General features: G+C 45.9%; 24 protein-coding genes. 17 read left to right on the forward strand and 7 right to left on the reverse strand.

The genetic code is table 11. The features are described 5' to 3' along the window. Positions 1-76: 76 nt before the first annotated feature. The 6 genes from U5R06_19735 (at position 77) to U5R06_19760 (ending at position 3,797) form a co-directional block, all read left to right on the forward strand. Positions 77-358: a hypothetical protein gene (locus tag U5R06_19735; GenBank protein MDZ7724976.1), complete on the forward strand. Its 282-nt coding sequence runs from the start codon at positions 77-79 to the stop codon at positions 356-358. Beyond that, positions 355-750, forward strand: a complete 396-nt coding sequence (locus U5R06_19740; protein ID MDZ7724977.1) for a type II toxin-antitoxin system VapC family toxin — start codon at positions 355-357, stop codon at positions 748-750. Before U5R06_19735 ends, U5R06_19740 begins: the two co-directional genes overlap by 4 nt. A gap of 333 nt (positions 751-1,083) precedes the next feature. Beyond that, positions 1,084-1,188 carry a DUF2283 domain-containing protein gene (locus U5R06_19745; protein MDZ7724978.1) on the forward strand — a complete coding sequence of 35 codons (105 nt, stop codon included), beginning with the start codon at positions 1,084-1,086 and terminating at the stop codon, positions 1,186-1,188. 341 nt (positions 1,189-1,529) lie between these two features. Further along, positions 1,530-3,119, forward strand: a complete 1,590-nt coding sequence (locus U5R06_19750; GenBank protein ID MDZ7724979.1) for an alginate lyase family protein — start codon at positions 1,530-1,532, stop codon at positions 3,117-3,119. A gap of 17 nt (positions 3,120-3,136) precedes the next feature. Then, a complete protein-coding gene (locus tag U5R06_19755) occupies positions 3,137-3,529 on the forward strand; it encodes a CoA pyrophosphatase (protein MDZ7724980.1) in 393 nt (130 codons plus the stop codon). A gap of 1 nt (position 3,530) precedes the next feature. After that, the gene (locus U5R06_19760; protein ID MDZ7724981.1) at positions 3,531-3,797 is read left to right on the forward strand and encodes a hypothetical protein; all 267 of its coding nucleotides are present in this window, start codon (positions 3,531-3,533) and stop codon (positions 3,795-3,797) included. Between the two features lie 58 nt (positions 3,798-3,855). On the opposite strand, the gene U5R06_19765 is transcribed toward U5R06_19760, so the two are convergent. Together U5R06_19765 and U5R06_19770 are read right to left on the reverse strand one after the other, a co-directional pair. Further along, entirely contained in the window at positions 3,856-4,821 is a 966-nt protein-coding gene (locus U5R06_19765) for an alpha-L-fucosidase (protein MDZ7724982.1), read from the reverse strand. 36 nt (positions 4,822-4,857) lie between these two features. Continuing rightward, positions 4,858-5,493 carry an alpha-L-fucosidase gene (locus tag U5R06_19770; protein ID MDZ7724983.1) on the reverse strand — a complete coding sequence of 212 codons (636 nt, stop codon included), beginning with the start codon at positions 5,491-5,493 and terminating at the stop codon, positions 4,858-4,860. Between the two features lie 354 nt (positions 5,494-5,847). Here U5R06_19770 and U5R06_19775 point away from each other — a divergent pair, with 354 nt between their 5' ends. From U5R06_19775 to U5R06_19790, 4 genes are all read left to right on the forward strand, one after another. Then, positions 5,848-6,591 carry a carbon-nitrogen hydrolase family protein gene (locus U5R06_19775; GenBank protein MDZ7724984.1) on the forward strand — a complete coding sequence of 248 codons (744 nt, stop codon included), beginning with the start codon at positions 5,848-5,850 and terminating at the stop codon, positions 6,589-6,591. A 244-nt stretch (positions 6,592-6,835) separates the two neighbouring features. Then, positions 6,836-7,570, forward strand: coding sequence for a CPBP family glutamic-type intramembrane protease (locus tag U5R06_19780; GenBank protein MDZ7724985.1), 735 nt, complete (start codon positions 6,836-6,838; stop codon positions 7,568-7,570). A 153-nt stretch (positions 7,571-7,723) separates the two neighbouring features. Continuing rightward, a complete protein-coding gene (locus U5R06_19785) occupies positions 7,724-9,898 on the forward strand; it encodes a GH92 family glycosyl hydrolase (GenBank protein MDZ7724986.1) in 2,175 nt (724 codons plus the stop codon). Positions 9,899-10,195: 297 nt separating this feature from the next. Further along, entirely contained in the window at positions 10,196-11,482 is a 1,287-nt protein-coding gene (locus U5R06_19790; GenBank protein ID MDZ7724987.1) for a hypothetical protein, read from the forward strand. 22 nt (positions 11,483-11,504) lie between these two features. Here U5R06_19790 and U5R06_19795 read toward each other — a convergent pair whose 3' ends face one another. Together U5R06_19795 and U5R06_19800 are read right to left on the reverse strand one after the other, a co-directional pair. Further along, complete coding sequence (locus U5R06_19795; GenBank protein MDZ7724988.1) at positions 11,505-12,191, reverse strand: GDSL-type esterase/lipase family protein; 687 nt, start codon at positions 12,189-12,191, stop codon at positions 11,505-11,507. A gap of 84 nt (positions 12,192-12,275) precedes the next feature. Then, positions 12,276-12,746: a YciI family protein gene (locus tag U5R06_19800; protein ID MDZ7724989.1), complete on the reverse strand. Its 471-nt coding sequence runs from the start codon at positions 12,744-12,746 to the stop codon at positions 12,276-12,278. A gap of 94 nt (positions 12,747-12,840) precedes the next feature. Here U5R06_19800 and U5R06_19805 point away from each other — a divergent pair, with 94 nt between their 5' ends. Continuing rightward, positions 12,841-13,218 (forward strand): hypothetical protein, encoded by a 378-nt coding sequence (locus tag U5R06_19805; GenBank protein ID MDZ7724990.1) that lies wholly within the window; start codon positions 12,841-12,843, stop codon positions 13,216-13,218. Positions 13,219-13,349: 131 nt separating this feature from the next. On the opposite strand, the gene U5R06_19810 is transcribed toward U5R06_19805, so the two are convergent. Further along, positions 13,350-15,260, reverse strand: coding sequence for an AMP-binding protein (locus tag U5R06_19810; GenBank protein MDZ7724991.1), 1,911 nt, complete (start codon positions 15,258-15,260; stop codon positions 13,350-13,352). A 334-nt stretch (positions 15,261-15,594) separates the two neighbouring features. Here U5R06_19810 and U5R06_19815 point away from each other — a divergent pair, with 334 nt between their 5' ends. The 4 genes from U5R06_19815 (at position 15,595) to U5R06_19830 (ending at position 21,562) form a co-directional block, all read left to right on the forward strand. Continuing rightward, positions 15,595-18,030 carry a TonB-dependent receptor gene (locus U5R06_19815; protein ID MDZ7724992.1) on the forward strand — a complete coding sequence of 812 codons (2,436 nt, stop codon included), beginning with the start codon at positions 15,595-15,597 and terminating at the stop codon, positions 18,028-18,030. Positions 18,031-18,153: 123 nt separating this feature from the next. Beyond that, a complete protein-coding gene (locus tag U5R06_19820) occupies positions 18,154-18,951 on the forward strand; it encodes an aldo/keto reductase (protein MDZ7724993.1) in 798 nt (265 codons plus the stop codon). Positions 18,952-19,123: 172 nt separating this feature from the next. Beyond that, the gene (locus U5R06_19825; GenBank protein MDZ7724994.1) at positions 19,124-20,278 is read left to right on the forward strand and encodes a DUF3524 domain-containing protein; all 1,155 of its coding nucleotides are present in this window, start codon (positions 19,124-19,126) and stop codon (positions 20,276-20,278) included. A 24-nt stretch (positions 20,279-20,302) separates the two neighbouring features. Beyond that, positions 20,303-21,562 (forward strand): MgtC/SapB family protein, encoded by a 1,260-nt coding sequence (locus U5R06_19830; GenBank protein ID MDZ7724995.1) that lies wholly within the window; start codon positions 20,303-20,305, stop codon positions 21,560-21,562. 2 nt (positions 21,563-21,564) lie between these two features. Here U5R06_19830 and U5R06_19835 read toward each other — a convergent pair whose 3' ends face one another. Together U5R06_19835 and U5R06_19840 are read right to left on the reverse strand one after the other, a co-directional pair. Continuing rightward, positions 21,565-21,828 carry a hypothetical protein gene (locus U5R06_19835; protein MDZ7724996.1) on the reverse strand — a complete coding sequence of 88 codons (264 nt, stop codon included), beginning with the start codon at positions 21,826-21,828 and terminating at the stop codon, positions 21,565-21,567. Between the two features lie 216 nt (positions 21,829-22,044). After that, positions 22,045-22,836, reverse strand: coding sequence for a DUF4097 family beta strand repeat-containing protein (locus tag U5R06_19840; GenBank protein MDZ7724997.1), 792 nt, complete (start codon positions 22,834-22,836; stop codon positions 22,045-22,047). 217 nt (positions 22,837-23,053) lie between these two features. On the opposite strand from U5R06_19840, the gene U5R06_19845 reads away from it, so the two are divergent. Together U5R06_19845 and U5R06_19850 are read left to right on the forward strand one after the other, a co-directional pair. Further along, positions 23,054-23,611 carry a polyprenyl synthetase family protein gene (locus U5R06_19845; GenBank protein MDZ7724998.1) on the forward strand — a complete coding sequence of 186 codons (558 nt, stop codon included), beginning with the start codon at positions 23,054-23,056 and terminating at the stop codon, positions 23,609-23,611. A gap of 25 nt (positions 23,612-23,636) precedes the next feature. Beyond that, entirely contained in the window at positions 23,637-24,023 is a 387-nt protein-coding gene (locus tag U5R06_19850; protein MDZ7724999.1) for a polyprenyl synthetase family protein, read from the forward strand. Positions 24,024-24,036 lie beyond the last annotated feature (13 nt).

A 24,036-nucleotide genomic window follows, 5' to 3' on the forward strand; every position in this document is an offset into this window, starting at 1 on the left:
TCTTGACAATAACAACAAATATAACTATTTTATAACTATTATGTAACTTTTATGATTCATATTAAAGGTAAATTGCATGAATATAACAATCAGAAACATTCCCAAAGACGTCATGAGTAAAATCAGAACACTGTCCAAAATAGAAAGACGCAGTCTGAACAGTCAAATACTGTTCGTTTTGGAACGAGGTGTTCAGACTCGGGAAAAACAGCTCGATATTGATAAAAATATCAACAAAGAGATTCAAACCGACATATGGAAAAAGTTATCGAACAGATGGCAGGATAACCGATCCACTCGGGAAATCATTCAGGATATTTATGAAAGCAGAACCCAGGGGCGGGAATTTAAACTATGATTCTAATAGACACGGATGTCTGTATAGAACTATTACGGGGTAATGAGTTTGTCATTGAACAACGGATACGATGTGATGAACAGGTGGCAATTTGTTTTATCAGTGTCGGTGAATTATTTTATGGGGCTCACAGGTCTCAATATCCGGCTGAAAATTTAAATCTTGTTGAAGAATTTATCATGTCTATTGATATCATTCATACTGATTTTGAGATCATGCAAAAATTCGGAGAATTGAAATCCGGTTTATACAACAAAAACACTCGATTACCGGACGCCGATATACTCATTGCATCAACCGCTTTGACAAAATGCTCAAAACTGATCACCGGCAATATTAAGCATTTCCGCAGATTTGAAACACTCTCTCTGGAAAACTGGATTCGAGGCTGAATATCAACAGCAAGCAATCGGGGAAAATAGAAATTCAAGTTCAAAACAACAGCAATTGTCAATGAACTGAATCACACCCGCCAGGCAAAGCCCATTTGCCGTTTGTTCCAGCCAATTACAGTTAATCCAACTCTACTCCATAGTAACTTTTCTGCTTGCATTTTTCCCTGAAAATAAGTATTCTGATTTGAGAGTATGTCGGTTTGTGCTTTAAATGATCAACTTTAATATATCGTCAAGAAATCAAGCGTCATTATTGTCTCTAATAATAATTAATATTAGGTAAATTTAAAAAGAGACAGATAATTTTATCCAAATTCAGATGGCGTTAGTATGAAAATAAAATATTTTGAAAAAACAGACACACTTTATGTCGAGTTATCAGACTCTGATGTTGTAGAAACCAGAGAGCTGAATGAAAACTTTATATTGACCTGAACGCTGAAGGAAAAGTTGCAAGCCTTACGATCGAGCATGCAAAGGAATCCTCCGGGAAATTTGATTTTTCTTATGAAACAGTTGCAGCATAAGGAGGATAATAAATGTCAATTTTTCTTACTATTTTTGCCGGTGTCTCGGTCTTTGTACTCGGGCAGTTCATTCTCAAATTGGTACTTGATCCAATAGTATCCTTTAAAGAGAGCCTGGGAACATTATCGGCATTCTTTCTCAGACATCAAGCCAAGATTACTAATGCAAATGCTTCAGACAAAATGCAGAACGAATTAAAGATTCTCATTTATTATATATGGGGGCACATTAAAAAACCAGGATAAAAAATGCACAAACACACAAAGATTATAATACTTTTAGCAGCGGTTCTTCTATCCTGCACCCCGCAGCCCGAAAAAAGCATGTGGCCGCCCTCTCCTGCCAGTATTGGCGTGGAGCCCAATGACGACGCGCTGGTCCGGGCGATAGCACCAGGTGTTAATTATGGTCAGGACAAAACATTATCCGTTGAACATAACGTCTCCATGGCGTTTCTAAAGTTTTTTATTCCGGGATTTTCCCAAATCGACAGCGCGATTCTGCGCATTCAGACAAAAGATGTGAAATCGACGGGCGTTGTTTCCGTGCACCCTGTTAAACATGCCGACTGGGATGAAACCCAACCCACCTGGAAGAATCATCCGGGAATATCAGACACTATCCTGGTTTCTCTGCATATCAAAGAACCCAACCGCAATTATCAGATTGATTTGACGGAATATGTGCAGCGAAAACTGACGGATAAAGACTATTATATTTGTTTATGTTTCAAGGCGGAACCGGGTACCCATGTCGAATTTGCCAGTGTGGAGGATTATGATAACGACAAGCCGCGTTTCATGATCAGCGGCATGACCGCGGTGCCGTCACCGCCGCCGCAATACGCTCCGGCTGCATTCAAGCATCCGGGCATTCTGGCCACCCGCGATCAGATCGCGTTTGTCCGGGGAAAAATCGCAAAAGACAAATCTCCCTGGAGAGCAGCCTTTACCGCCGCACTCGAGCATAAATCCGCTCAAAAAGATTACCAGCCGTCACCCGTGCAGCAACTCACCCGCAGCGGTCACTATAGCAAAAGCGTCAACAGCGGCTACCGTGAACTGTCCCGCGATGCCGCAGCGGCGCTTGTCAATGCCCAGCTCTGGGCGCTGACGGACAGCCTCGTGTTTGCGGAAAATGCGATCCGGATCATTAATGCCTGGTCCGAGACCAACAAAGCGATCACCGGCGGCAATGACAAACTCACCGGCGGAACCACCTGTATCCAGTTCTGCAACGCGGCCGAGCTTCTCAAACACACGGATTCCGGCTGGCAGCCGCAGGATCAAAAACGCTTTGAACAGTGGCTGCGGGACGTGTATTGGCCTTTATTACGCGACTTTATCCCGGCCTATAACGGCAACTGGGATGCGATCATCGGACAGGGCCTGATTTCCATGGGCATCTATCTGGACGATGCGTTTATCTTTGATCACGCTGTAAATTACTATGTAAACGGCAGCGGCAACGGCAGAATGACCTATTATGTGAGAAATGACAGCACCACCCAGGAAACCCTGCGCGATCAGGGGCATGAACAGATGGGCATCGGCGCTCTGGCCGGGATTGCGGAAACCGCCTGGCAGCAGGGCGTTGATCTGTATTCGATCGAGAATAACCGCCTGCTCAAAGGCATTGAAGGCACGGCAAAACGCGTTCTGGACATCGATTACCGCCGGCTCTCTATCTGGGAATCCATGTACAATCACTATCACAAACGCATGGGCCATGATATGCCGTATACCAAACAAATTCTGACCGCACCCGGAGGATACCGCCCGGAAGGATACAGCGCTTATCGCGGATTCAGTACGTTGTTTTTCTATGAATACCCTTGAAAGGATCCAGTGAATTATTGAACAATCGTGATTTAAAGCACCTTTCTCAAGCGCTGCCCGCCTGCCCCGATGTCATGGCGCGGGAAAAATACTACAACTCGGCTGTACTGGTGCCGTTTGTGTTTCTGGAAAACGAGTATCATTTTTTGTTTCAAAGACGCACGCCGCACATCCGGCAGGGTAAAGAGATTTGTTTCCCCGGCGGCCGGTTCGAAGCAGACCTGGATTCCGATGCCCGGGATACGGCAATACGGGAAACCATGGAAGAGCTGGGGGTCGGTCGGGAAAAAATAAAAATAATGGGCCGCCTGGACACCCTTGTCGCCCCCATGGGCGCCGTGATCGATCCGTTTGTCGCCACTTTAGAAATTGACAGCCTTGACGAATTAATCCGCCGAATATGCGGATGAAGTGGATGAGGTCTTTGCCTTTCCGATATCATTGTTCAGCAAACAAAACGTCAAAGAGTACAATGTGCGTCTGGAAATGCACCCGTCCGTATTTGATCAAAACGGCAAAGAAACGGTTCTACTGCCCGTCAAAGAGCTGGGCCTGCCGGAGACCTATCACCAGCCCTGGCATGGCAGGCCTCATCGAATCCTGGTTTACCCAACGTCCAAAGGCTCTGTTTGGGGGATCACAGCTGAAATCATCAGTGAAATCATAAAGTTATTATAATGCTGACAAATTCCGGATATGAATGACAGCAGAATAGCGAGCATCCAAAGTTTGGATTTCAAAACTCATTATTCCGATCATAAACGAATTTCAGCACCCAGGCATATTTGCAGGGACGCTTGTCCGGATCGTTGAGCATAGATTCCGGGATCTTGGCGGACAACGCCCAATGCTGCAGACCGGTATCCACCCAGTCCAGCGGCTGATCATGACCCAGCATATACACTTTGGTCTCCCATTTCATATTGGCATTCTGACAGATGAACGTATCGCTTTTCGGCCAGTCCAGGATGATCGCATAGCCATAGGTACTGTCCTTGCTCATCGTATACCAAACCGGCTGCCCCAATTGGGTATTATCACACAAGGATTCATACGGCCGCGTCGCGTAAATGGCTTCACCGTTCACCTTCAACCAGTCACCCAATTCTTTCAAAAGATCTTGCTGAACCTGCGGAATCCGGCCGCTGCTCTCCGGATTGACGATGAGATTCAGATTACCGCCTTTGGCCACAATCCGGACCAGCATTTCAATCAACTCATCCGCTGTCAGATAATTCTGCAGTGAATCCATACGGTTATAGCCGTAGGATTCGCTCATGCTGCGATTCTCTTCCCAGGGATGATGCAGAGGAGTGACCACCTCGTCGGTTTCGCTGGTGTAAAAATCACCATAGTGCCGGCGGGTTTCCTGCCCCATTCGGTCATTGGCCACCACCGGTTTGTCCGCCTGATTGTAAAAATAGGCCACTATATCCGGGGTTCGATAATAAGCGGCCGGGCGCTGCCACTCACCGTCAAACCAGAGGATATCCGGATCATAGTTGTCGATGAATCCCTTGGCCTGAGGTACGATATAATCATTAATAAAATGCTTGACCGGTATTTTGCCGGACAAAAGACGATTGTGATAATCCGGATCAAAATCAACGTAAAACTCCCCCTCTGTTTCAGCGACCCCCGCGTTATCCGGCGCCATATTTTTTGACCACAGACGCACTTTGAGTTCGCCGTTTTGATCCATGAGCGGATATTCGTATTCCTCAACAGAAAAGTAAGATCAACGATGTTGCGGTCCTGTGTTTTTACAGCGACGAATTGCCCCCGCCGTCGAATCCCGGCCCGGGGACATGTTTACGGCATCGCGGTGCGTATAGGCACAATCCCAGAGACAATAGCCGTCATGATGTTTGCTGAACGGCACCAGATAGCGCGCTCCGGCTTGATTGCATAATTCGACGACCTTTGCGGCGTCAAAATGTTTCGCCGTGAACATCGGGATAAAATCATCGCGTTCAAAATCCGCACCCCAGGTTGTTTCATGATAATCCCGCAGGTTGGTGTACATATGATGCAGATACCAGTCCGGGTAGCGGGCGCGGCTCCAGCCTTTTTCGCCGTACCCGGCAACGGAATAAAGCCCCCAGTCAAAAAAGATTCCCAATTTAGCATCGATATACCAGTCCGGTGTTGGATGTGTTGCCAGCGAAGGGAGCTCTGCCTGATAATCACCACTGTTATTGGCCTGTTCAAGCTCCTGCATGTCCCGCCGCGCTTTATTTATCACATCCCGGGAAAAACATTGCCGCAATTCCTGAACAGAGTATTTGTAGTCAAAGGGTTGAAAATGTTCCGGACGCTGCTGAGCGCTGACCAGCACACTGATAAAAATAAAAAGCATGACAAACTTCATCATTGACCTCACACAAGTTGTTAAATATTACAAGAGTATCTGAATAAACCTGCTTTTTATTTTTAACATTCAGATGGTTTGCTCATAATAATACCATTTTTTAAAAATAAAAAATATAGTTCTAGTATGCAAACATTTTATAACATTTCAAGATTCATAAATCTCAGTCGTATTAACTTTCTATTCAGTTATGTTCCCAATCGAGGAAAAAACATTTTATTCATTTATTGAAATATAATTTGGAATACGGTACCAGGTAGCAATCCAAATTGTAAATTAATCTTGTTTTCAATAAAGTTTATGATTATGTTAATGCCAATTGTTGAATTGTTAAATTAATTTTCCGGACCTGAACCCATGATCCTTGCAGCCGCCCAGACACAACCTGTTGCAGGCGACGTCCCTGCCAATGTGGATGAACATTGCCGATTGATCCGATCTGCAGCAGAACACAAAGCTGATCTTATTGTGTTTCCCGAACTGTCGCTCTCGGGATACGGGCAAGAATCCGCGTCCGCCTGGGCATTCACGCCGGAGGATTCCCGGCTGCAGGTGTTGCAGAAATTGTCTGCAAAACATAAAATCATTGTAATTGCCGGCGCCCCTATCCGAATGGATGCGGGACTGTATATTGGTTCATTCATCCTGTATCCGGACGGATCTCAATCGATCTATACCAAACAGTTTTTACATTCACACGAAAACCGGTTTTTTGAAGCATCCTTTTCATACAATCCGGTCATTTCTCTGGGACAAGAGCAATGTTCGTTGGCCATTTGCCTGGATATCGATCAGCCGCAGCATGTCGAAAACGCACACCGGGCCGGCAGCAGCCTGTATATCCCCAGTCTTTTTTTCACTGCAGACGCAATGTCTGATGCTTACAACACTCTGAAACATGCCGCTGCAAAGTACTCTATGAATATTCTGACATCCAATTACAGCGGAGACGTCTGGGGACAGCAGGCAGGCGGTAAAAGCGCCTTTTGGAACAAAAACGGTGAACGAGTTGCCGACCTCGGCGAAACGGATGCAGGTTTATTATTGATCGATGATACCGTAGAGAGATGGAATGGAAAAACAATCGTTGACCCGAAATAAAAACACGCTTATGAATAAATCCATCATTCCGGAACCTCCGGATGCAAACTGTTTTAATCACACACCTGTATTTTTGAATTTTCCGGCATCTCATCGGTCCATCGGAACATGTTTAGACCTGTATGCAATAATTATCGTGACCAGCTAAAAACTTGGCCAATGGGGTGAAAAACTTGTTGAATCAAGCCAGAGTTACCTACTCAGCGCCGAATCCTAAAACAAGGTCTCAAGAAGGCTATACTACATGCAGGCTCTGATCGAATATCTAACGCGCATTCTACCGGGAATGCTGCTCATTGTTCTCACTTTTATCTTGCTAAAGCCCGGACCGTACCTGCGGATTGTATATTACGTGTTCATATTTGTTTTCCTGCGGATAGCCCTGACCCCGCTCGGACTCTGGCAATTGGGAGAGACCCATGGTCTCCTCTGGATCCGATTGAGTTCCAATCCGGTTTTTCTCATCCTGTTTGGCTTGAGCAGTCTCATTATTACGACCGGTCTCTGGCTGTTTGACCGCGAAAACCGCAACACTCTGATTTGGATGCGCGGTAAAGCGCTGCCGGGACTAATTTCCGGAACTGCCGGATGCGCTCTGGTTGTTTTGCCGTTTATTAGTCTGTACCCCGGCATTCCCCTTGCCGAACGCGGCGGAGCGGTTGGCTCTGAACTGCTGCTGCCCCTATTGGTTTTTGCCCTGCTGGGCAATCTGTTTGAAGAAACCCTGTTTCGGGGTTATGTGCTCGGATTTCTGAGCAAAACCCGCAATTTGACGGTAGCGGGCATAGTCTCGGGAGTTGTTTTTGCGCTCTGCCATAGTTTTCTCGCCACCACCGTCACCGATATCGGTATACCGCTGCTGCTGTTCACACTATGGGAGGGTGTGATTGCCGGACTTGTCGGAGCCCGACACGGTATTTTACCCGCTGCTCTGACGCACGGCGGGGCGATTTTCATGTTGAGTTCGGGATTGATTTAGATGTTTTAACTCACCTGATGGGGGTAATTTTTTGCAAACAGTCACTCAAATTTGCTGTTGAACCATGTTGCATATCCGAAATATTTTTCTTAATTTGCTGATGACCCGATGCATGGGTACAACCGCTTAAGGTTAACAGTGAAGGACAAGAGTATGAAATTCTCAACTGTAGTTTTTTCCGCCCTCTTTTTTTTTACTACTCTGTGTGCAGAAAATTTAACTCAATATGTTGATCCCTTTCTGGGTGTGGATGGCGGCGGCAACGTACTGCCGGGACCCTGCCTCCCCTTTGGGATGATCCGGGTAGGGCCGGATGTCAAACCGCCGCAACGCACAACCGGTTATCATTCCAATCAGCCCATTGACGGGTTCACCCAGAACCATGTCAGCGGCACCGGCGGCGGCGGACGTTACGGCAACTTTATGATGATTCCGCAAACCGGAGAGGTCCGGGTCAGCAATTACTCCTCGGATAAATCAGATGAAACGGCAGCGGCCGGCTATTACAGCGTTCATCTAAAGCGATGGGATGTGACCGCGGAACTCACCTGCAGTGAACGCACCGCATTTCACCGCTACTCTTTCCCCCAAAACGACCAGTCGCATATACTGCTTGATCTCTCTCGCGTCATTGATCGGCACCGCGGACGACTGGATGACGGCAAGTGCATTGATGCGTTTGCCGAGGTCGTGTCTGACACTGAAATCAGAGGATACGGAGTTTTTATCGGCGGCTGGGGACATGCAGCGCCTTACAAAGTATTCTTTCATGCACGCTTTGATCGTCCGTTCCGGGATTATGAGTTCTGGCAGGATGATGAGATTCTTCCGGATGCTGAGCATGTCCGCAATGACGTGTGCGGATTTATCGGCCATTTTTCCACACTCCGGGATTCGGACATAGAGGTTCAGATCAGTATTTCCTATAAACATCAAAAAAACGCCACACGCTTTCTGAATCAAACCCGAAACCGCAGCTTTGAGCAGCAAAAACAAAAGGCAGACAAGATATGGAATGACTGGCTGCAGCGCGTCAAGGTCAACGGCGGCACGCGTGACCAGCGTATTCTGTTTTACACCGGATTTTACCGCTGTCTGGTCATGCCCACGGATATCACCGGCGACAATCCTGAATGGCACAGCGATAAACCCGCGTACTGGGATTATTACTGCTTCTGGGATACGTTCCGCACCCTGCACCCGTTTCTCACCCTGGTGGCGCCCGACCGCCAGCGGGATATGGTCATCAGTCTGATTGATATTTACACACACAAAGGCTGGCTGCCGGATGCCTGGATTACCGGACAGTTCGCATTCAAGCAGGGCGGCACCAATGCCGATGTGGTCATTGCCGACGCGCTGGCCAAAGGGCTGACCGGGATCGATTATGAAACCGCCTATAAAGGCATGACTAAAAATCTCAAAGCGCATTCAGACCAGCCGCGAAAATATGGACGGCATCCCGAATACTTGAAATACGGTTATTGCCCATCGCATGTCATGAGCGGCTCGTCCTATACCCTGGAATACGCCTATAATGATTTCTGCGTCGCTCAGGTTGCCAAAGCACTCGGAAACATGCAGGATTATGAAAAATATATCGACATGTCAATGAACTGTTACAATCTGTTCAATAACGAGACCAAATATTTCTGGGCCAGGGACACCAACAATGTATGGGCGCCGGATTTTTCGCCGACACATCACGGCGATCCCTGGTGGGAAGGTCCCTATTTTTACGAAGGCACGCCGGCACATTACGCCACATACGTGCCGCACGATGTTCAGGGCCTGATTAACCGCCACGGCGGTAAAGCCCGGTTTGTGGATTTTCTCGACAACCTGTTTGAAAAAGGCTATTACACACACGTAAACGAACCGGATATCATGACCCCGTTTTTGTACATCTATGCCGGCGCACCGTACCGCACTGCAGAACGCACCCGTTTTATCCTGCAGACCGAATATGAGGTCTCCAGAACCGGCCTGCCCGGTAACGATGATTCCGGCTGTATGTCCTCCTGGTATCTATTTGCGGCCATGGGCTTTTACCCCAATGCCGGACAGGATATTTATTTTATCACCTCTCCCCTGTTCGAGCAAACGCAAATTGATCTGCAGAACGGCGAGCGCCTGACCATCACAGCAGAAAATCTGTCCGATGTCAATATCTATATCCAGTCTGCAACCCTGAACGGAAAACCCTGGAACAAGGCGTGGTTTCAGCACAAAGATATTATAGACGGCGCTGAACTGGTATTGCGGATGGGGCCCGAACCCTCAGATTGGGGGCAAAAATACACACCCCCCTCTATTTCAAAACCATAGGCTAATTTCGGTCTTTACGGTAATCAGCCATAAATTCATGTCAATTTTTTATCATTTATACAGTACAAAAGCCGGCACTTTTAACATGCCGGCTTTTCAGATTACCGGCTAATTAATGTATTTTTTACAGGCTTGGTCCAGGAAGTACTGTTACTCTTATTACTTGAACTTGGATTGTTAAAATTGATTCATATTATTGTTATTATCTGATACCGTTTTAGGAATGTCCTGTATTTCAGATAAAAAAATAAAGAGCAGACTATCTAAACATATCTTGTTATACGAAAGAAGGTTGTTATGATAAAAGTGCTAATTTTATCGAGCCTGATCTTTTTATTACACTGTTCAAAAGATACTCTCTCTCCAGATTATCCTGTCACTGGAGATTCTGCTTATAATCTAATCGGGAAAGGTGGCTATTCCGTCGGCAAAGAAATCATAGAAACCTCAGACGGCGGATTTCTGATTGTGGGAACGACCAATACCATGGGGGCGAGGGCTCAAGATATTTATCTGGTCAAACTGGATCAGACCGGACACATTCAATGGCAAAACACCTATGGAGACGGTGGAAATGACCACGGCCATTCTGTTTTTCAGTGCTCGGATAACAACTATATCGTATGCGGCAAAATAGTTCAAAACGGAACCGACCGGGCCGCAATTATCAAAGTAGCGCCGGGCGGAGACATTTTATGGCAAAAAATCATCGATATGGCGCAAAAAGTATATCGATCAGTAGAATTGACAAGTGTTTCCACAGCTTATTCAATCATTCAAGATCATAACAATGACTATGTCATAACAGGATACGCAATCGTTGCCGATACATCTTCCGAGTCGGACAACGAGACAAAACACACATTATTTATCAAAATGGATGATCAGGGCGAGTCAATCGAATATAGAACCTTTGGAGAACAAAACATTCAATACATGGATCCGGAATATTGTCGGGGATTCGACATTGAACAAACGCTCGACGGAGGATATGTCATCACTGGATTTTCAAGTCAGGGATTGCGAGGCCCCACTTCCATGCTGTGGAAATTGACACCAAACGGCACACTCGAATGGGAAAGAGAACTCGTGTATTGGCATACCGGAATCAAGGTTATTCCATTGCAAAACGGAAATTATGCTGTATGTGATTATGTAGATTGTGAAGGAGCACTCTATAATGTTTCTCTGATCATAACTAATTATCAGGGATACATACAAATCAGAAAATCTGTAATTCTCGACCAGGAAAAAACCCGCCCGCTGAGTTGCACATTCTGTAAGACCTCCGACAACCACTTTGTGTTTGCCGGTGAAATTGGATTCAAAGACAGCAATAAATCTTCAATGTATCTGCTGAAAACAGACCTGAACGGCAACGTAAAAACTAAAGTCTGGGGCAATAACTTTAGAAACGGCATGTTTTCCATTATTGAAACATCCGATCAGCGATTGGCCATGACCGGTTATGTTGTAAACGAGAAAAGAAGCTACAAGAATCCGATTTATTATCACGTAAAAAATCCAAAATGCAAACTGCAATTTCTCAAAACCACACTGGATAGTGAAATAGCAGCAAAATAAAAAAACATAAGCACTGTTTCATTTAATGCCGGATTTGTATCGTCTGCATCACCGAATCCACAACAGCCGTCCACATGCGATAGCCGTTGGCATTCAGATGCAGTCCGTCTGCAATAAACAGGCTGTCGGCCGGCGGGGTTCCGGTTTTCAGCATCGGCGCGGCGGTATCCGCATAATAAAGCAGGGGATCCGATTGACACATGGCGAGGATTTTTTCATTGACCTGTTGTTCTTCCTCCCAAATCCCCCAACGGCTGGGACAGGGTTTGATGGGAATATAGACCAGCGGCGTGCCGGGAAACTGATTTTGAACAATCATCCAGAATTGATTAAAATCCTCAATGACCTGTTCAGCCGGTTTGTTTCCGGCCACGTCGTTGCCGCCGCAGTAAAATACAATAACTTCGGGAGCCCCGTATTTCAGCAGGATGTCCTGTTTGTAATACAGCAAATCCGAAATATGCGCGCCGCCGAATCCGCGGTTCATCACCGGCAGCTGCGGAAACCACTCGGCCGTCATCCACATGCGGATACTGGAACTGCCCAAAAACAGGATATGATCATCCGGGATTGCATTTTTGCGGTCCCAACTGCGGAACTCTTTAATTTCGTTCAAATAGCGTTCAGGGTCCGGGTCATCGACACCGTACAGTATCCCGCAAAACGTAACAGCAACCATAAAAACCAGAATTAAATACCGAATATGCATCACAGCCTCCGTTCATTTGTCTTTTTATATTTAGCAGTTCGCAGGAAAAATAGTCAAAAAAAAGAAAATGATCAACACCGAAACTCAGAAAGATTTTTTCGCCAGCCGTTTATGCCAGTCATTGACTTTGAGTAAGGCGGCAGAACCATACCAAGTATACAGATCCATGATTAAACGTCCAGCCTGAATCGCCGGATCGGTTTGCGTCAGTTCGCGTGTCTCCGCGATGGTCGCGACATTAAACACATAAATTCCCCTGATCTCCGAGTCATCAAGAAAAGGTCCCGCTAATACCAGTTTGCCCTCTTCCGCCAGACGATGGATATTATCCAGATGGGCACGTTGCAACTTTGCCGCCTGAAGAGAGTCCTGACTTCGATTCGGACCGGCTTTGAGAAACGCCATAACATATTGTTTCATACCATAATCGTCCGCGCCCAGTTTTTCCGCAAGCTCAGCATTATAAACAGATGCAGAATCAGAAGATTCGGATGAATATGCCGCACCTGATAGAATTATGAGAAATACGACCATTAACAAGATTTGAAGTTTCATATTTTTTCCTTTCCCGGCAATATATTCTATGGAATTTACGCTTGCATCATTTGTCAAAATTGAGTAATTTTACAACTTTATAAAGGACAAGACAATGAATATTTTCCAAAACAGTGGAATTTTGTTTTTATTCCTGCTTTTTATTGTATTAACCGGCATCGGGTTGAACCGCTCCGGCTTTGCATACGGGTCTCTGGTCCTGACACTGCACAAACTCTTATCATTGGCTGTGCTCGTTATATATTTCAGACATTTATATCTGTTAAACCGGACAGAGTCTTTGAGTGGCGGACTGGTTGTTTTAGCTGCCATAACGGTTCTTTTCTTCATTGGCGCCATGATTACCGGCGGATTGGTCAGCACAGAAAAATACTCCACCCGTTTGCTGCTCATCCTGCATCGATTGCTTTCGATTTTAACCATTCTGGGAATCGGGCTCACCCGAGTGCTATTAAAATATCGTATTGATTAAGCTCAAATGCAGCGCAAATGATTCATATTAGAGCAATATAGCCCGGGAAGAGTTAAAAAAACAAAACCACTTGCATGCACACATTCCCCTGACTAAAAAGCCGGCATTTTTCAACACCGGCTTGGTTCCTGTCACTCTTTGAATCGGGATACAATCGTTTTATTCTGATGGTTGTAAACGTCCTTTCCTTCCGGATTATACATCGCGTCCAGTCTGGATTGGTAATACTCGGTGATGCGGCCGCGCACCATTTTCATGGTGCTGTTGAGAAACCGGTTCTGTTCCGTAAATCCTTCTCCAAGAATGGCAAATGAAGCGGGCAACCATTTGCTCGGGAACTCGTCCTTGACCTTTCCGTCACGCAACTCGTTGATGGATTTTTCAAACAATTTCAATGCAGCTGTTTGTCCGGATTCTGTATGGACATCCAGGCCCTGTTCTTCCAATGTATTCAGAACCGCGGTTTTGTTGGGTACGATCAGGGCTACTGTATACGGGCATTGGTCATTATAGAGCATCATCTGATCGATATAGGGGCTGTGGGATATCAGCGCCTCTTCGATCCCTTCCGGACTGTATTTTTCACCATCATTGCTGATCAGCAGACTCTTTTCCCGTCCCAGGACATATAGAAAACCGTCCTTGTCTTTGTAGCCCAGATCGCCGGTATACAGCCATCCGTCCCTGATGGTTTCCCGTGTGGCTTTGTCGTTTTTCCAGTATCCGGCCATGACGTTTTCACCCTTGACCACGATTTCACCTTTTTGTCCGACCGGCTGTTCATTCCCGGCATCGTCGCACATTTTCACCTGCAGATCTTTGACGATAGCGCCGGAAGACCCGAGCTTGTGCAGTTTGGGCACATTGGCGGAAATAATCGGAGCGGCTTCTGTCAAACCGTAGCCCTGAAACATGGGAATACCGATGGCATAAAAGAAACGCTGCAGCTCAATATCCAGCAACGCGCCGCCGCCGATGAAAAACTCGAGCTTGCCGCCGAAATTTTCTCTGATCTTGCTGAATAAAATTTTGTCATACAAAGCGTAAAACGGTTTGTTCACAAAGCGCAAGCCTCTGCCCCGATTCCAGCCGATGCCGTTATAGCGATAAGCGCATTTTAATGCCGTGCGAAACAGCCACTCGGTGACTTTGCCTTTTTTTCGAATCGCTTTTTCAATATTTTTGCGGAAATTCTGTGCCAGCGACGGCACACTCAGCAGAAAAGTCGGCCGCGTTTCCTTGATATTCAGGGGTATATTTTTCAGAGTCTCCATCGGCGTTTTACCGACCTGGATGGATGACATGCTGGCGCCGTTGTTCATCAGCGTGTAAATCCCGGCCGTATGGGCAAAGGAATGATCCCAGGGCAGTATGAGCAATGAATGGTAATGCACGGGAATAGGCAGCAGCGCGGACGCCTGTTCAACATTGGCCGTATAATTGCGGTGTGTTAAAATAATACCTTTAGGATCCGCGGTCGTCCCTGATGTATAACAAATATTGGCTGCATCATTTTCCGTAACCGACTCGTAACGCTGTTTGAATTCATCAGCCCGCTGCGTTAGATAGTCATCTCCCCACTCTAACACCTGCTGCAGAAACAGTATGTCATCCGTTTCACTCTCTACCTCATCGAGCAGAATAATTTTTTCAAGGTCCGGCAGGTCATTTTTAATAGAAAACACTTTTTCAGCCTGATTGGCGGAGACCACAACCAGCCGGCATCCGGAGTGACTCAGACGAAATTTCAAATCAGATAATTCGTTGATCTTGACCGACATGGGAACATTGATCGCCCCTGTATATAAAATGCCCAACTCTGCGATAACCCAGTCATTGCGTCCTTCCGAGATCAGCGCGATCCGGTCGCCTTTTTCAATGCCGTAACTCATCAAACCGGCCGCAAACCGCCTGACGTGCTGGTGAATATCCCAATACGTTGCATCCTGAAATTTATCGCCGCGTTTCTCCCGCATCATGACATTGGCAGCATGCGTACGAACGCTGTCTTCAAACATTTGCACTACCGTTCTCTCGGACACGTGATGCTCCTCTTGTTTGTTCCAAGCTTTTTTTGAATTTAATTCATATTGTGTAAAATTCAAACGTTTTTTTCATACGTTCCGGTCTCGTATTTTTAATAACGTTCCAGACAGTTCAAATATGCTGCATGGTATATCCCAGGTTTGCTTTGAACAAGGAATGACTCTTTTTCAAATATACAAAATTCCCATTCAACATCAAATTCTAAAAGATGTATTTTTCCTGATATAAATTTGTTACAATGTTTTACAATTTTCGAGCAGATATTTTGAAATTTCTGACGTTTAAAATTGTCTAACAGTAAAAATCATTTATCCTAAAACAGGAAACAATATGAAAATATCAAGTTTTTCTTTGCTCTGTCTCTTGTTTATGAGCAACCTCGCCATGGGACAAAGTTATGGCCCGAGAAGTGGAAACGTCAAAGGCTCTGTATTTGAGGTAACCAGCGGAGAGCCGGTCGAATATGCCAACGTCATTCTGTTCAGCAGCCGGACTGAAAAACAGGTCAAAGGCGGGACCACCGATGAAACCGGGCAATTTGAATTCAACAATGTCCCGCCCGGACGCTATTATCTCGAAATCCGGTTCATGGGATATGAGAATAAACGCATAGATGAGATTATTGTACAACCCGGCGCGCCGAACGCAGACCTGGGTGTGATCCCGCTGCAGTCCCAGGTGCTGGAAACAGAAGGCGTCAGTGTCGAAGGAGAACGGGCTGCGGTGACCTATGAAATTGATAAAAAAGTGGTCAATGTTGAAAAGATGCAAACGGCGGTATCAGGATCCGCCATTGAAATCCTGGAAAATATTCCATCCATTACGGTGGACATTGAGAACAATATCAGTTTGCGCGGCAGCAGCAGTTTCACCCTTTTGATTGACGGACGGCCGACGGTTTTAGATGCTTCCGATGCTTTAAATCAAATCCCCGCCGGCAGTATCAAGGAAATTGAAATCATTACCAATCCGTCATCCAAGTTTGATCCCGAGGGAACAGCAGGCATTATCAATATTATTCTGAAAAAGAATACCAACCTGGGCCGCAGCGCGCTCATCAATCTGAATGCGGGACGCAACAACAAATACGGCGCCGATGTTCTTTACCAAAGCAAACACAAAAAATACAGTTACCAGGTGGGCGTGGACTATAACCGGCGCACATACAAAGGCAGCGCGGTTGAAGAAATCCGTACCCAACATGACAATCTCACCTCGTATGTCAATTCAACAGGCGGACGCGATATGAATCGACTGTCCGCCGGCGTGCGCGGTTCTTTTACCTGGGATATAGCAGATTCGGATATTCTCACCCTGGACGGTCGATTCAATGACGGTTCGTTTAACCATGATTCAAACCGTGACTATACGGAATGGGATGAAGCATCTCCGGAGCGGTTATCCTATGACAGCTATGACGTTCATGAACGCGGTCGTACGCGTGTCGGAGTGAACATGGACTGGCTGCATAAATTCGCAAAAAAAGGTCACGAGCTGCAATCCCAGCTCAATTACGGTTACAGAGACGGCGACGAAACCTCTGTTACTGAACTGCTTAACAGCGACAACAGAATCAGTGAAGGCATGCAATCAACGGAAGCGGGACCCAGTACGGATGTGCGTATTAAAATTGATTATACGTTGCCCTTTAGTAAAGACCGAAAGCTAAAAGCGGGTCTGCAAAGCGAATGGGACGTTTCCACCGAAGAAACCACAGCAAAAGAATATGATACAAGTACAGGCAATTACATGCCTTTGCCGCATTATGAGCACACCACCGATTATCAACGCAACACGCATGCGCTGTATTTGATATTCTCTGACAAACTGGGCAATATCGGGATTCAGGGCGGCATCCGTTCCGAATATACGGATCGGCTGATCACGCTGAAAAACGAATCCAGGGACTATACCATCAATCGATGGGACATATTTTCGACCTTACATACCTCCTATCAAATGAACAACAACAAACAGGTCATGGCCAGTTACACCCGCCGAATCCGCAGACCCCGCAGCTATCAGCTTGAACCCTTTGAAACCTGGATGGATGCATATAATGTGCGTACGGGAAATCCGGCCCTCAAACCGCAATACATCGATTCTTACGAAGCAGGCTACTCGATGCCGCTGGGCGGTAAAAACATGCTGTCCACAGAAGTCTATTACAGAATCGGACACGACCGTATTGACCGGGTACGCTCGGTGTATGATAAAAGCATTACACTGCATACCATGGACAATACCGGAACGGATTATGCACTGGGAACCGAGGTGATGTTCGATTGGGATGTATTTAAAACATGGAACATGGGATTGACCGGAAATCTTTACGATTATCGGATCGAGGGTACTCTGAATAATCGATCATTCTCCCGCCGGAGTTTTAACTGGTCAGCGCGCATGAACAACACCCTCAATATCACGCCCACTCTGCGGTTCCAGCTTACAGGACGCTATCACAGCGCCAGCGTATCTTCTCAGGGTCGCAGGGAGCCGTTTTTCATGACAGATGTGGCGCTGCGAAAAGATTTCCTGGACAGAGCCGTGTCTGCCACCTTGCAGGTTCGCGATTTGTTTGATCAAGGCCGCTTTGAATTCACCTCAGAGGGGGAAGATTTCTACTCGTATACCAAATTCACCCGGGAATCCCGCATTGTCATGCTGAATATACGCATCAACCTGAACAATTATGAACAGGAACGCCGCAGACGCATGAACGGCAATGATATGCAGGACATGGAAGGTGAAGACCCGATGTATTAAAGCCCCTGATACACGCTAATCATTCCAAGGCAAACAAGGCGCAGTTTTTGTTTGCCTTTTTTTTATCAACGGGATGATATCATGTGCAGAGTTTGTAATAGTAAGAAAGAAAACGGAGTGGTGATGAACAGCATAAAAGATACGATTAAACTTGTTGACGGAAACAAAATTCCGCGACTGGGACTGGGTACGTTTCAAATGACACCCGCGGACATTATGAATGCAATCCTCAATGCCATTGAAACCGGCTATCGTCATATCGATACAGCAGAAATGTACAAAAACGAGAAATTTATCGGAGAGGCGTTACAAAAAAGTCCGGTGCCTCGCAATGAACTGTACATCACCAGCAAAGTTTGGCCCGCTCATTTTGATTATAACCAAACGCGCCAGGCCTGTGAGGACAGTCTAAAACGCTTGAACACAGATTATCTGGATCTTTACCTGCTGCACTGGCCCGGGGACAGGGATATTGAGGCCTGGAAGGCGTTGATCGATCTGCAAAAACAGGGCAAATGCCGATCGATCGGGCTCAGCAATTTCAGCCGGATGCAGATAGAAATCCTTGTTGAAGAAACAGGGGTGCTGCCCGCCGCCAATCAGGTCGAGTTTCATCCGTTTAATTTTAAAAAATCTTTACTGGAATACTGCCGCAGTCAGGACATCATTATGGAAGCGTATTCTCCGCTGACTCGCGGCAAACGGCTTGACGATCCTACAGTCCAGTCTATTGCCACTGCTCACCATACATCAGCAGCCCAGGTGCTCATCCGCTGGGTGCTGCAGCATGATGTGGTTGTGCTGCCCAAATCCTCAAATCCGCAACGAATAAAAGAAAACGCAGATGTTTTCGATTTTACATTGAGTAAAGAAGAAATGAAAAACCTAAATGAACGGGATGAGGGATACAGTGCATTGTGATCCCTGGGATTTCGGATGATTCGAATTTAGTGATATTGAACACCTCAAACAGTACGTACCGGGGTATGTACTGTTTGTTTCTGCCATCCGCTCTATACCTAGAACCAAAAATATTCATAAAACAATCTTGTAAAAACAATCAAAAACATGTATTTTATGAAAAGGAGCGATTGTGAATATTTTAGTATTGGAACCCTATTACACCGGCTCTCACAAGAACTGGGCGGACGGCATTCAAAAACACAGTCGTCATCAAATCACTCTGCTAACCCTGAAAGGTCAGTTCTGGAAATGGCGCATGCACGGCGGGGCAGTAACCCTGGCGCGTAAATTCATGGACATGCGCGTTATCCCGGATTTGATCCTCGCCACAGACATGCTGGATCTGTCCACATTCCTGGCTCTGGTTCGCGAGCGGATCGCTGGTGTTCCCACAGCAGTGTATTTTCATGAGAACCAACTGGCTTATCCATGGTCGCCTCGGGACCGGGACATACAACAGAAACGCGACAAACATTACGGATTTATCAATTTTACAACGGCGCTGTCTGCAGATGTGGCGCTGTTTAATTCAGCGTACAACCGGGACAGTTTTCTCGACGCGTTGCCTAAATTTCTGAATCACTTTCCGGACCATCGGGAGACAGGCCAAATTGAAAAGATATCTGAAAAAAGTGCGGTTGTGCCCCTGGGGTTGGATCTGAAAGCATTTGACGCCTACCAACAATCACAAAACAATCATTCGCCTGTTATTCTCTGGAATCACCGCTGGGAACATGATAAAAATCCCGAATCGTTTTTCAATGCCTTGTACGAGATGAAAAATCGAGGACTGGACTTTCAACTTGTATTGCTGGGCGAAAATTTCAGAAAAGAACCGGACGAGTTTATACAATCCCGAAAACGGCTCAAACCCCACCTGTTGCATGCCGGCTTTGTCAGGGATTTCGCAGAATACGCTGCGTGGCTGTGGAAAAGCGATATCATGCCCGTTACATCGATCCATGATTTTTTCGGCGCTTCGGTATGCGAAGCCGCTTATTGCGGCTGCATCCCGCTGCTCCCCAGGCGTCTCGCCTATCCGGACATCTTTGCGGCGCATCCGGATTTGTTTTACGAGAATGAAAGCGAACTTTGTTGCAAACTTGCCGCGCTGCTGACGCACCGACAAGAGTACTCTGCAGCCGACTCGGTGGCAGCCTTTGATTGGGAAAATATGTCCGAATATTATGACACGGTCTTTGATTCTCTTGCGGCAAAACGGCCGGCGCACTCAATCCGCTCTCTACTACAACCACTCGCCCGTACCCGGCCTCAACAGTCATAAGCATAGAATGCATGGAGATTGACCATGAATTATCACAACATTTTTCTAAAATTCGGGATTTCACTGCTGATCGGATTGCTGGTCGGTATTCAGCGTGAATATGCCATTGAAAAGGAAAATAAAGAGAGCACAACCGGCGTACGCACACTGGCGCTCATGGGAATGATCGGCTGTGCAGCAGCCATGCTCACAGAGCAGATGGGCTCACCCTGGCCTTACGTTGCGATTGTCCTGATCGGCGGTGCGCTGCTGATCACCGGCTTTATCACCGAATCTCAAAATAATGAAACCGGTCTGACCACTGAATTTGCTTCGCTTTTGACCATTCTCAACGGTTCACTGGTGTACATGGATCATATGCCCCTGGCCATCGCACTCACAGTTACCATTGTGACCATTTTATCGCTAAAAATTGAGATCCATGAATTTGTCAAACAAATCGACCGGCAGGATATACTGGCCACCCTGAAATTCGCCTTGATCTCGGCGATTATTTTACCGGTACTCCCGAATCAAAACTATGGACCGGAACCGTTTAACATTTTTAATCCCTACAAAATCTGGCTGTTGGTGGTGTTTATTTCCGGCATCAGTTTCATCGGTTACATTCTCATCAAACTGGCGGGCGCAAAACGCGGAATCACCCTGCTCGGGCTTTTGGGAGGACTTGCATCCAGCACCGCTGTCACTCTTACGCTCACACAGCGAAGCAAAGCCAATCCCGAGCTGTCAAAATCATTTGCTCAGGCCATTATTCTGGCCTGGACGGTCATGTACATCCGTCTACTGATCATCGTGGGAGCAATAAACATCAAACTGGTCCAGCTCCTCTGGCTGCCTGTTCTGGTAACGGTGAGTGTCGGCATACTATATGTCTTCATCTTATACAAAGTGCAGCGGGAACCCAGTCAACTCGAACACGTAACCTTTGCCAATCCGTTTGAACTGGGTCCTGCTATCAAATTCGGCATTATTTTTTCCGTGGTTCTGTTGTTATCCAAAGTCGCACAGATCTATTTCGGAGATACAGGAATCTATATTGCAAGCTTGGTCTCGGGTCTGGCAGATGTAGACGCGATTGCTCTTTCTGTTTCCCGCATGAGCAATCAACCTCAGGGAATTCATTATAACATCGCGGCGCGGGCTATATTGCTGGCAGGGGTTTCTAATACTTTACTAAAAGGAATCGTATCCATGGCAGGCGATAAAACATTGCCCAAAGCGTTGCTGCCGGGCACAGCTTTACTGATTATCACGGCAACAGCATTCGTCTTTTTTCTCTAAATCTAATCAACAACCTCAACACTTTCCACCTGGAAATTCGTAGAAGCCCCGTTTTGTTCAGCCACCGACCCGCCCTTTTTCTGCAAATAGATGATCGCCCAGATGATCAGAATCAGCACAGCAATTAAACGAAGCGGTGATTTCTTTTCGATTCGTTCCGAGCGCCTTAAACGTCTGAATTGTATACGTTTTTCCTCTTCCGGTGGATGATAATAATAGGTCTCTATCTTGAATTCACGCGGTTTCTGCAATTCAAACAAGCTCACATACCTCCTTTTTTTGTTTAAACCCGGCAACAGTGCATTTGTTTCCAAATAATAAAGCTTTTATCATATATATGCAATAAATTTCAGCACCGGGACAAGCAGAATGGTTTGGCGGCGGGATCATGCTGATAAAAAATGAAAGTATCATTCCCTTTGATAGGGCAAAAAATAAAATGAACGCCGGGGCGCCCATTTTTTAAAGGAATTTAATAAAGGTTATCGGGTGTTCAAGGTCACTGAACCATTCACTGAATTTAACGTTAATGAATATCCTCCGCCGTTTATCTCTTCATCGACATGTTTCGGGCCCCATTTGCCCTCAACCGTCAGCGGAAAATCCGAACGAATAGATCCGTTGACTGTAGAAATATCCACATCGGCTGCAATGGACTCGGGTACAGTCAAGTGCAGCGATCCATTTACCGTGCTGAGCCGCACATTCTCCCGCAATTCAGGTATGTCCATTTCCGCGCGTATACTTCCGTTCGTGCTTTCTGCATCCAGTTCGCCGTACATTCGATTGGCGTTAATTTTGCCATTGGTGGTTTTCAAACGCGCACGGCCTTTGAGTTCACTGATCTCAATGGATCCATTAATCGATTTCAATTCAACATTTGTGATTGTGGGTAATTTTATATCAATATTGATACTGGAACGAACTCTACGGTTTCCAAAGAACCAGTCGAATACATCAAATCCATCTGTTTTGGGTTTTTCCACAAAAATATCCAAACGGTCTCCATGCCTTTTAATTACAATCTCCATTTCCTGCAAAAATCTCTCGGCCTCTTTTTTACTGCTGCTGTGGATTGTAATGTCCGCATGTACGTCCACCCGGTTTTCATCCCACGTCCGCACATACAAATTGCCGTTTGGTAATCGCACGGAAACATCACCACCGCTGACAAAGTCAATCTCTCGATTGTATTCTCTTGATATTGTTCCTGCAGAGGCAACACCCATCAAAAACAATACTGTTGCTAATAAATAATTCTTGAACGTTTTCATTGCACGACCTCGGAGAATAATTTTTGGTTCCTTTTTGTTTACGCAAACAAAAGAATAAAGTTACAATATTTTCTTTTGCATAACCCAAGATAACCGATACTTGTTCTGAAAAACCATCGGTAGTTTGATATTGACAAATATTGTTTTAATCAGTACATTTAATATGGCATTTTTATTTATCTATATAATAATTATAAATTTACTATAAAGGAACGTCTTGGAAACCCATATAGCCGGACCTGTCAAGAAATCACTTGACCGCTTTGAAGAAAAATTCAAAGATTTACTCACCTCCAAAGTCTCATTCGCCGATTTTATCCTGCAGTACGTGAGCGAAAAACAAGGCAAACGAATACGCCCTATTGTTATATTTCTTTCATCAAAATTGCACGGCGCCATTGATCATGACGCAATTCAATCTGCTCTGGTGATCGAGATGTTTCATACAGCGACCTTGATTCATGATGATGTTGTGGATGAATCCAATCAAAGACGCGGTGAACGAACCGTCAATGATCGATGGAACAACAAGACAGCCGTTCTGATCGGTGACTTTTTATTTTCAAAAACACTTGCCGGAATGGTCGAGCTGGAAAACAAAGAGGCACTGAGACTATTGGCTACAGCATCTGAAGCTATTACTGAAGGTGAGTTGCTTCAGATCGCTTCCTCAGGAAAAAGTAATCTCTCTGAATCCGAGTATTATGAGATTATCCAAAACAAAACCGCTGTTCTTTTCAGAATAGCCAGTCAATTGGGGTGTACTGTGCAATAACGGAAATCAAACTCATTTTGAGCGCATGGGAACGTTCGGCGACCATTTCGGAATGGCCTTTCAAATTATGGACGATGTTCTCGATTTTATCGGCAGCAGCGATAAAATGGGAAAACCGTCCTGTAAAGATATTCGGGAAAAAAAACTAACCTTGCCCCTGATCCATGTGATGGAACAGGATGACAACAAGTTTTCGGCCCTGATCAGACGGGGTCTGGATAAAGGATTCAGTGAGGACGAAATTGACCACATACAAAATAAAGTTGTATCAGACGGGGGCATTGAATTTGCAGTAAATCGCGCCGGTTTTTATGCCCAAAGTGCGTTGGAGCTCTTGTCCGTTTACCCGGACAATGAAATTCGGCAGGCTATGGAAAAACTGGTATCCTCTTCTACAAAACGAGAAAAATAACCAACCATTACAG

The organism is candidate division KSB1 bacterium, from assembly GCA_034521575.1.
GTDB lineage: Bacteria > Zhuqueibacterota > Zhuqueibacteria > Residuimicrobiales > Krinioviventaceae > JAXHMJ01.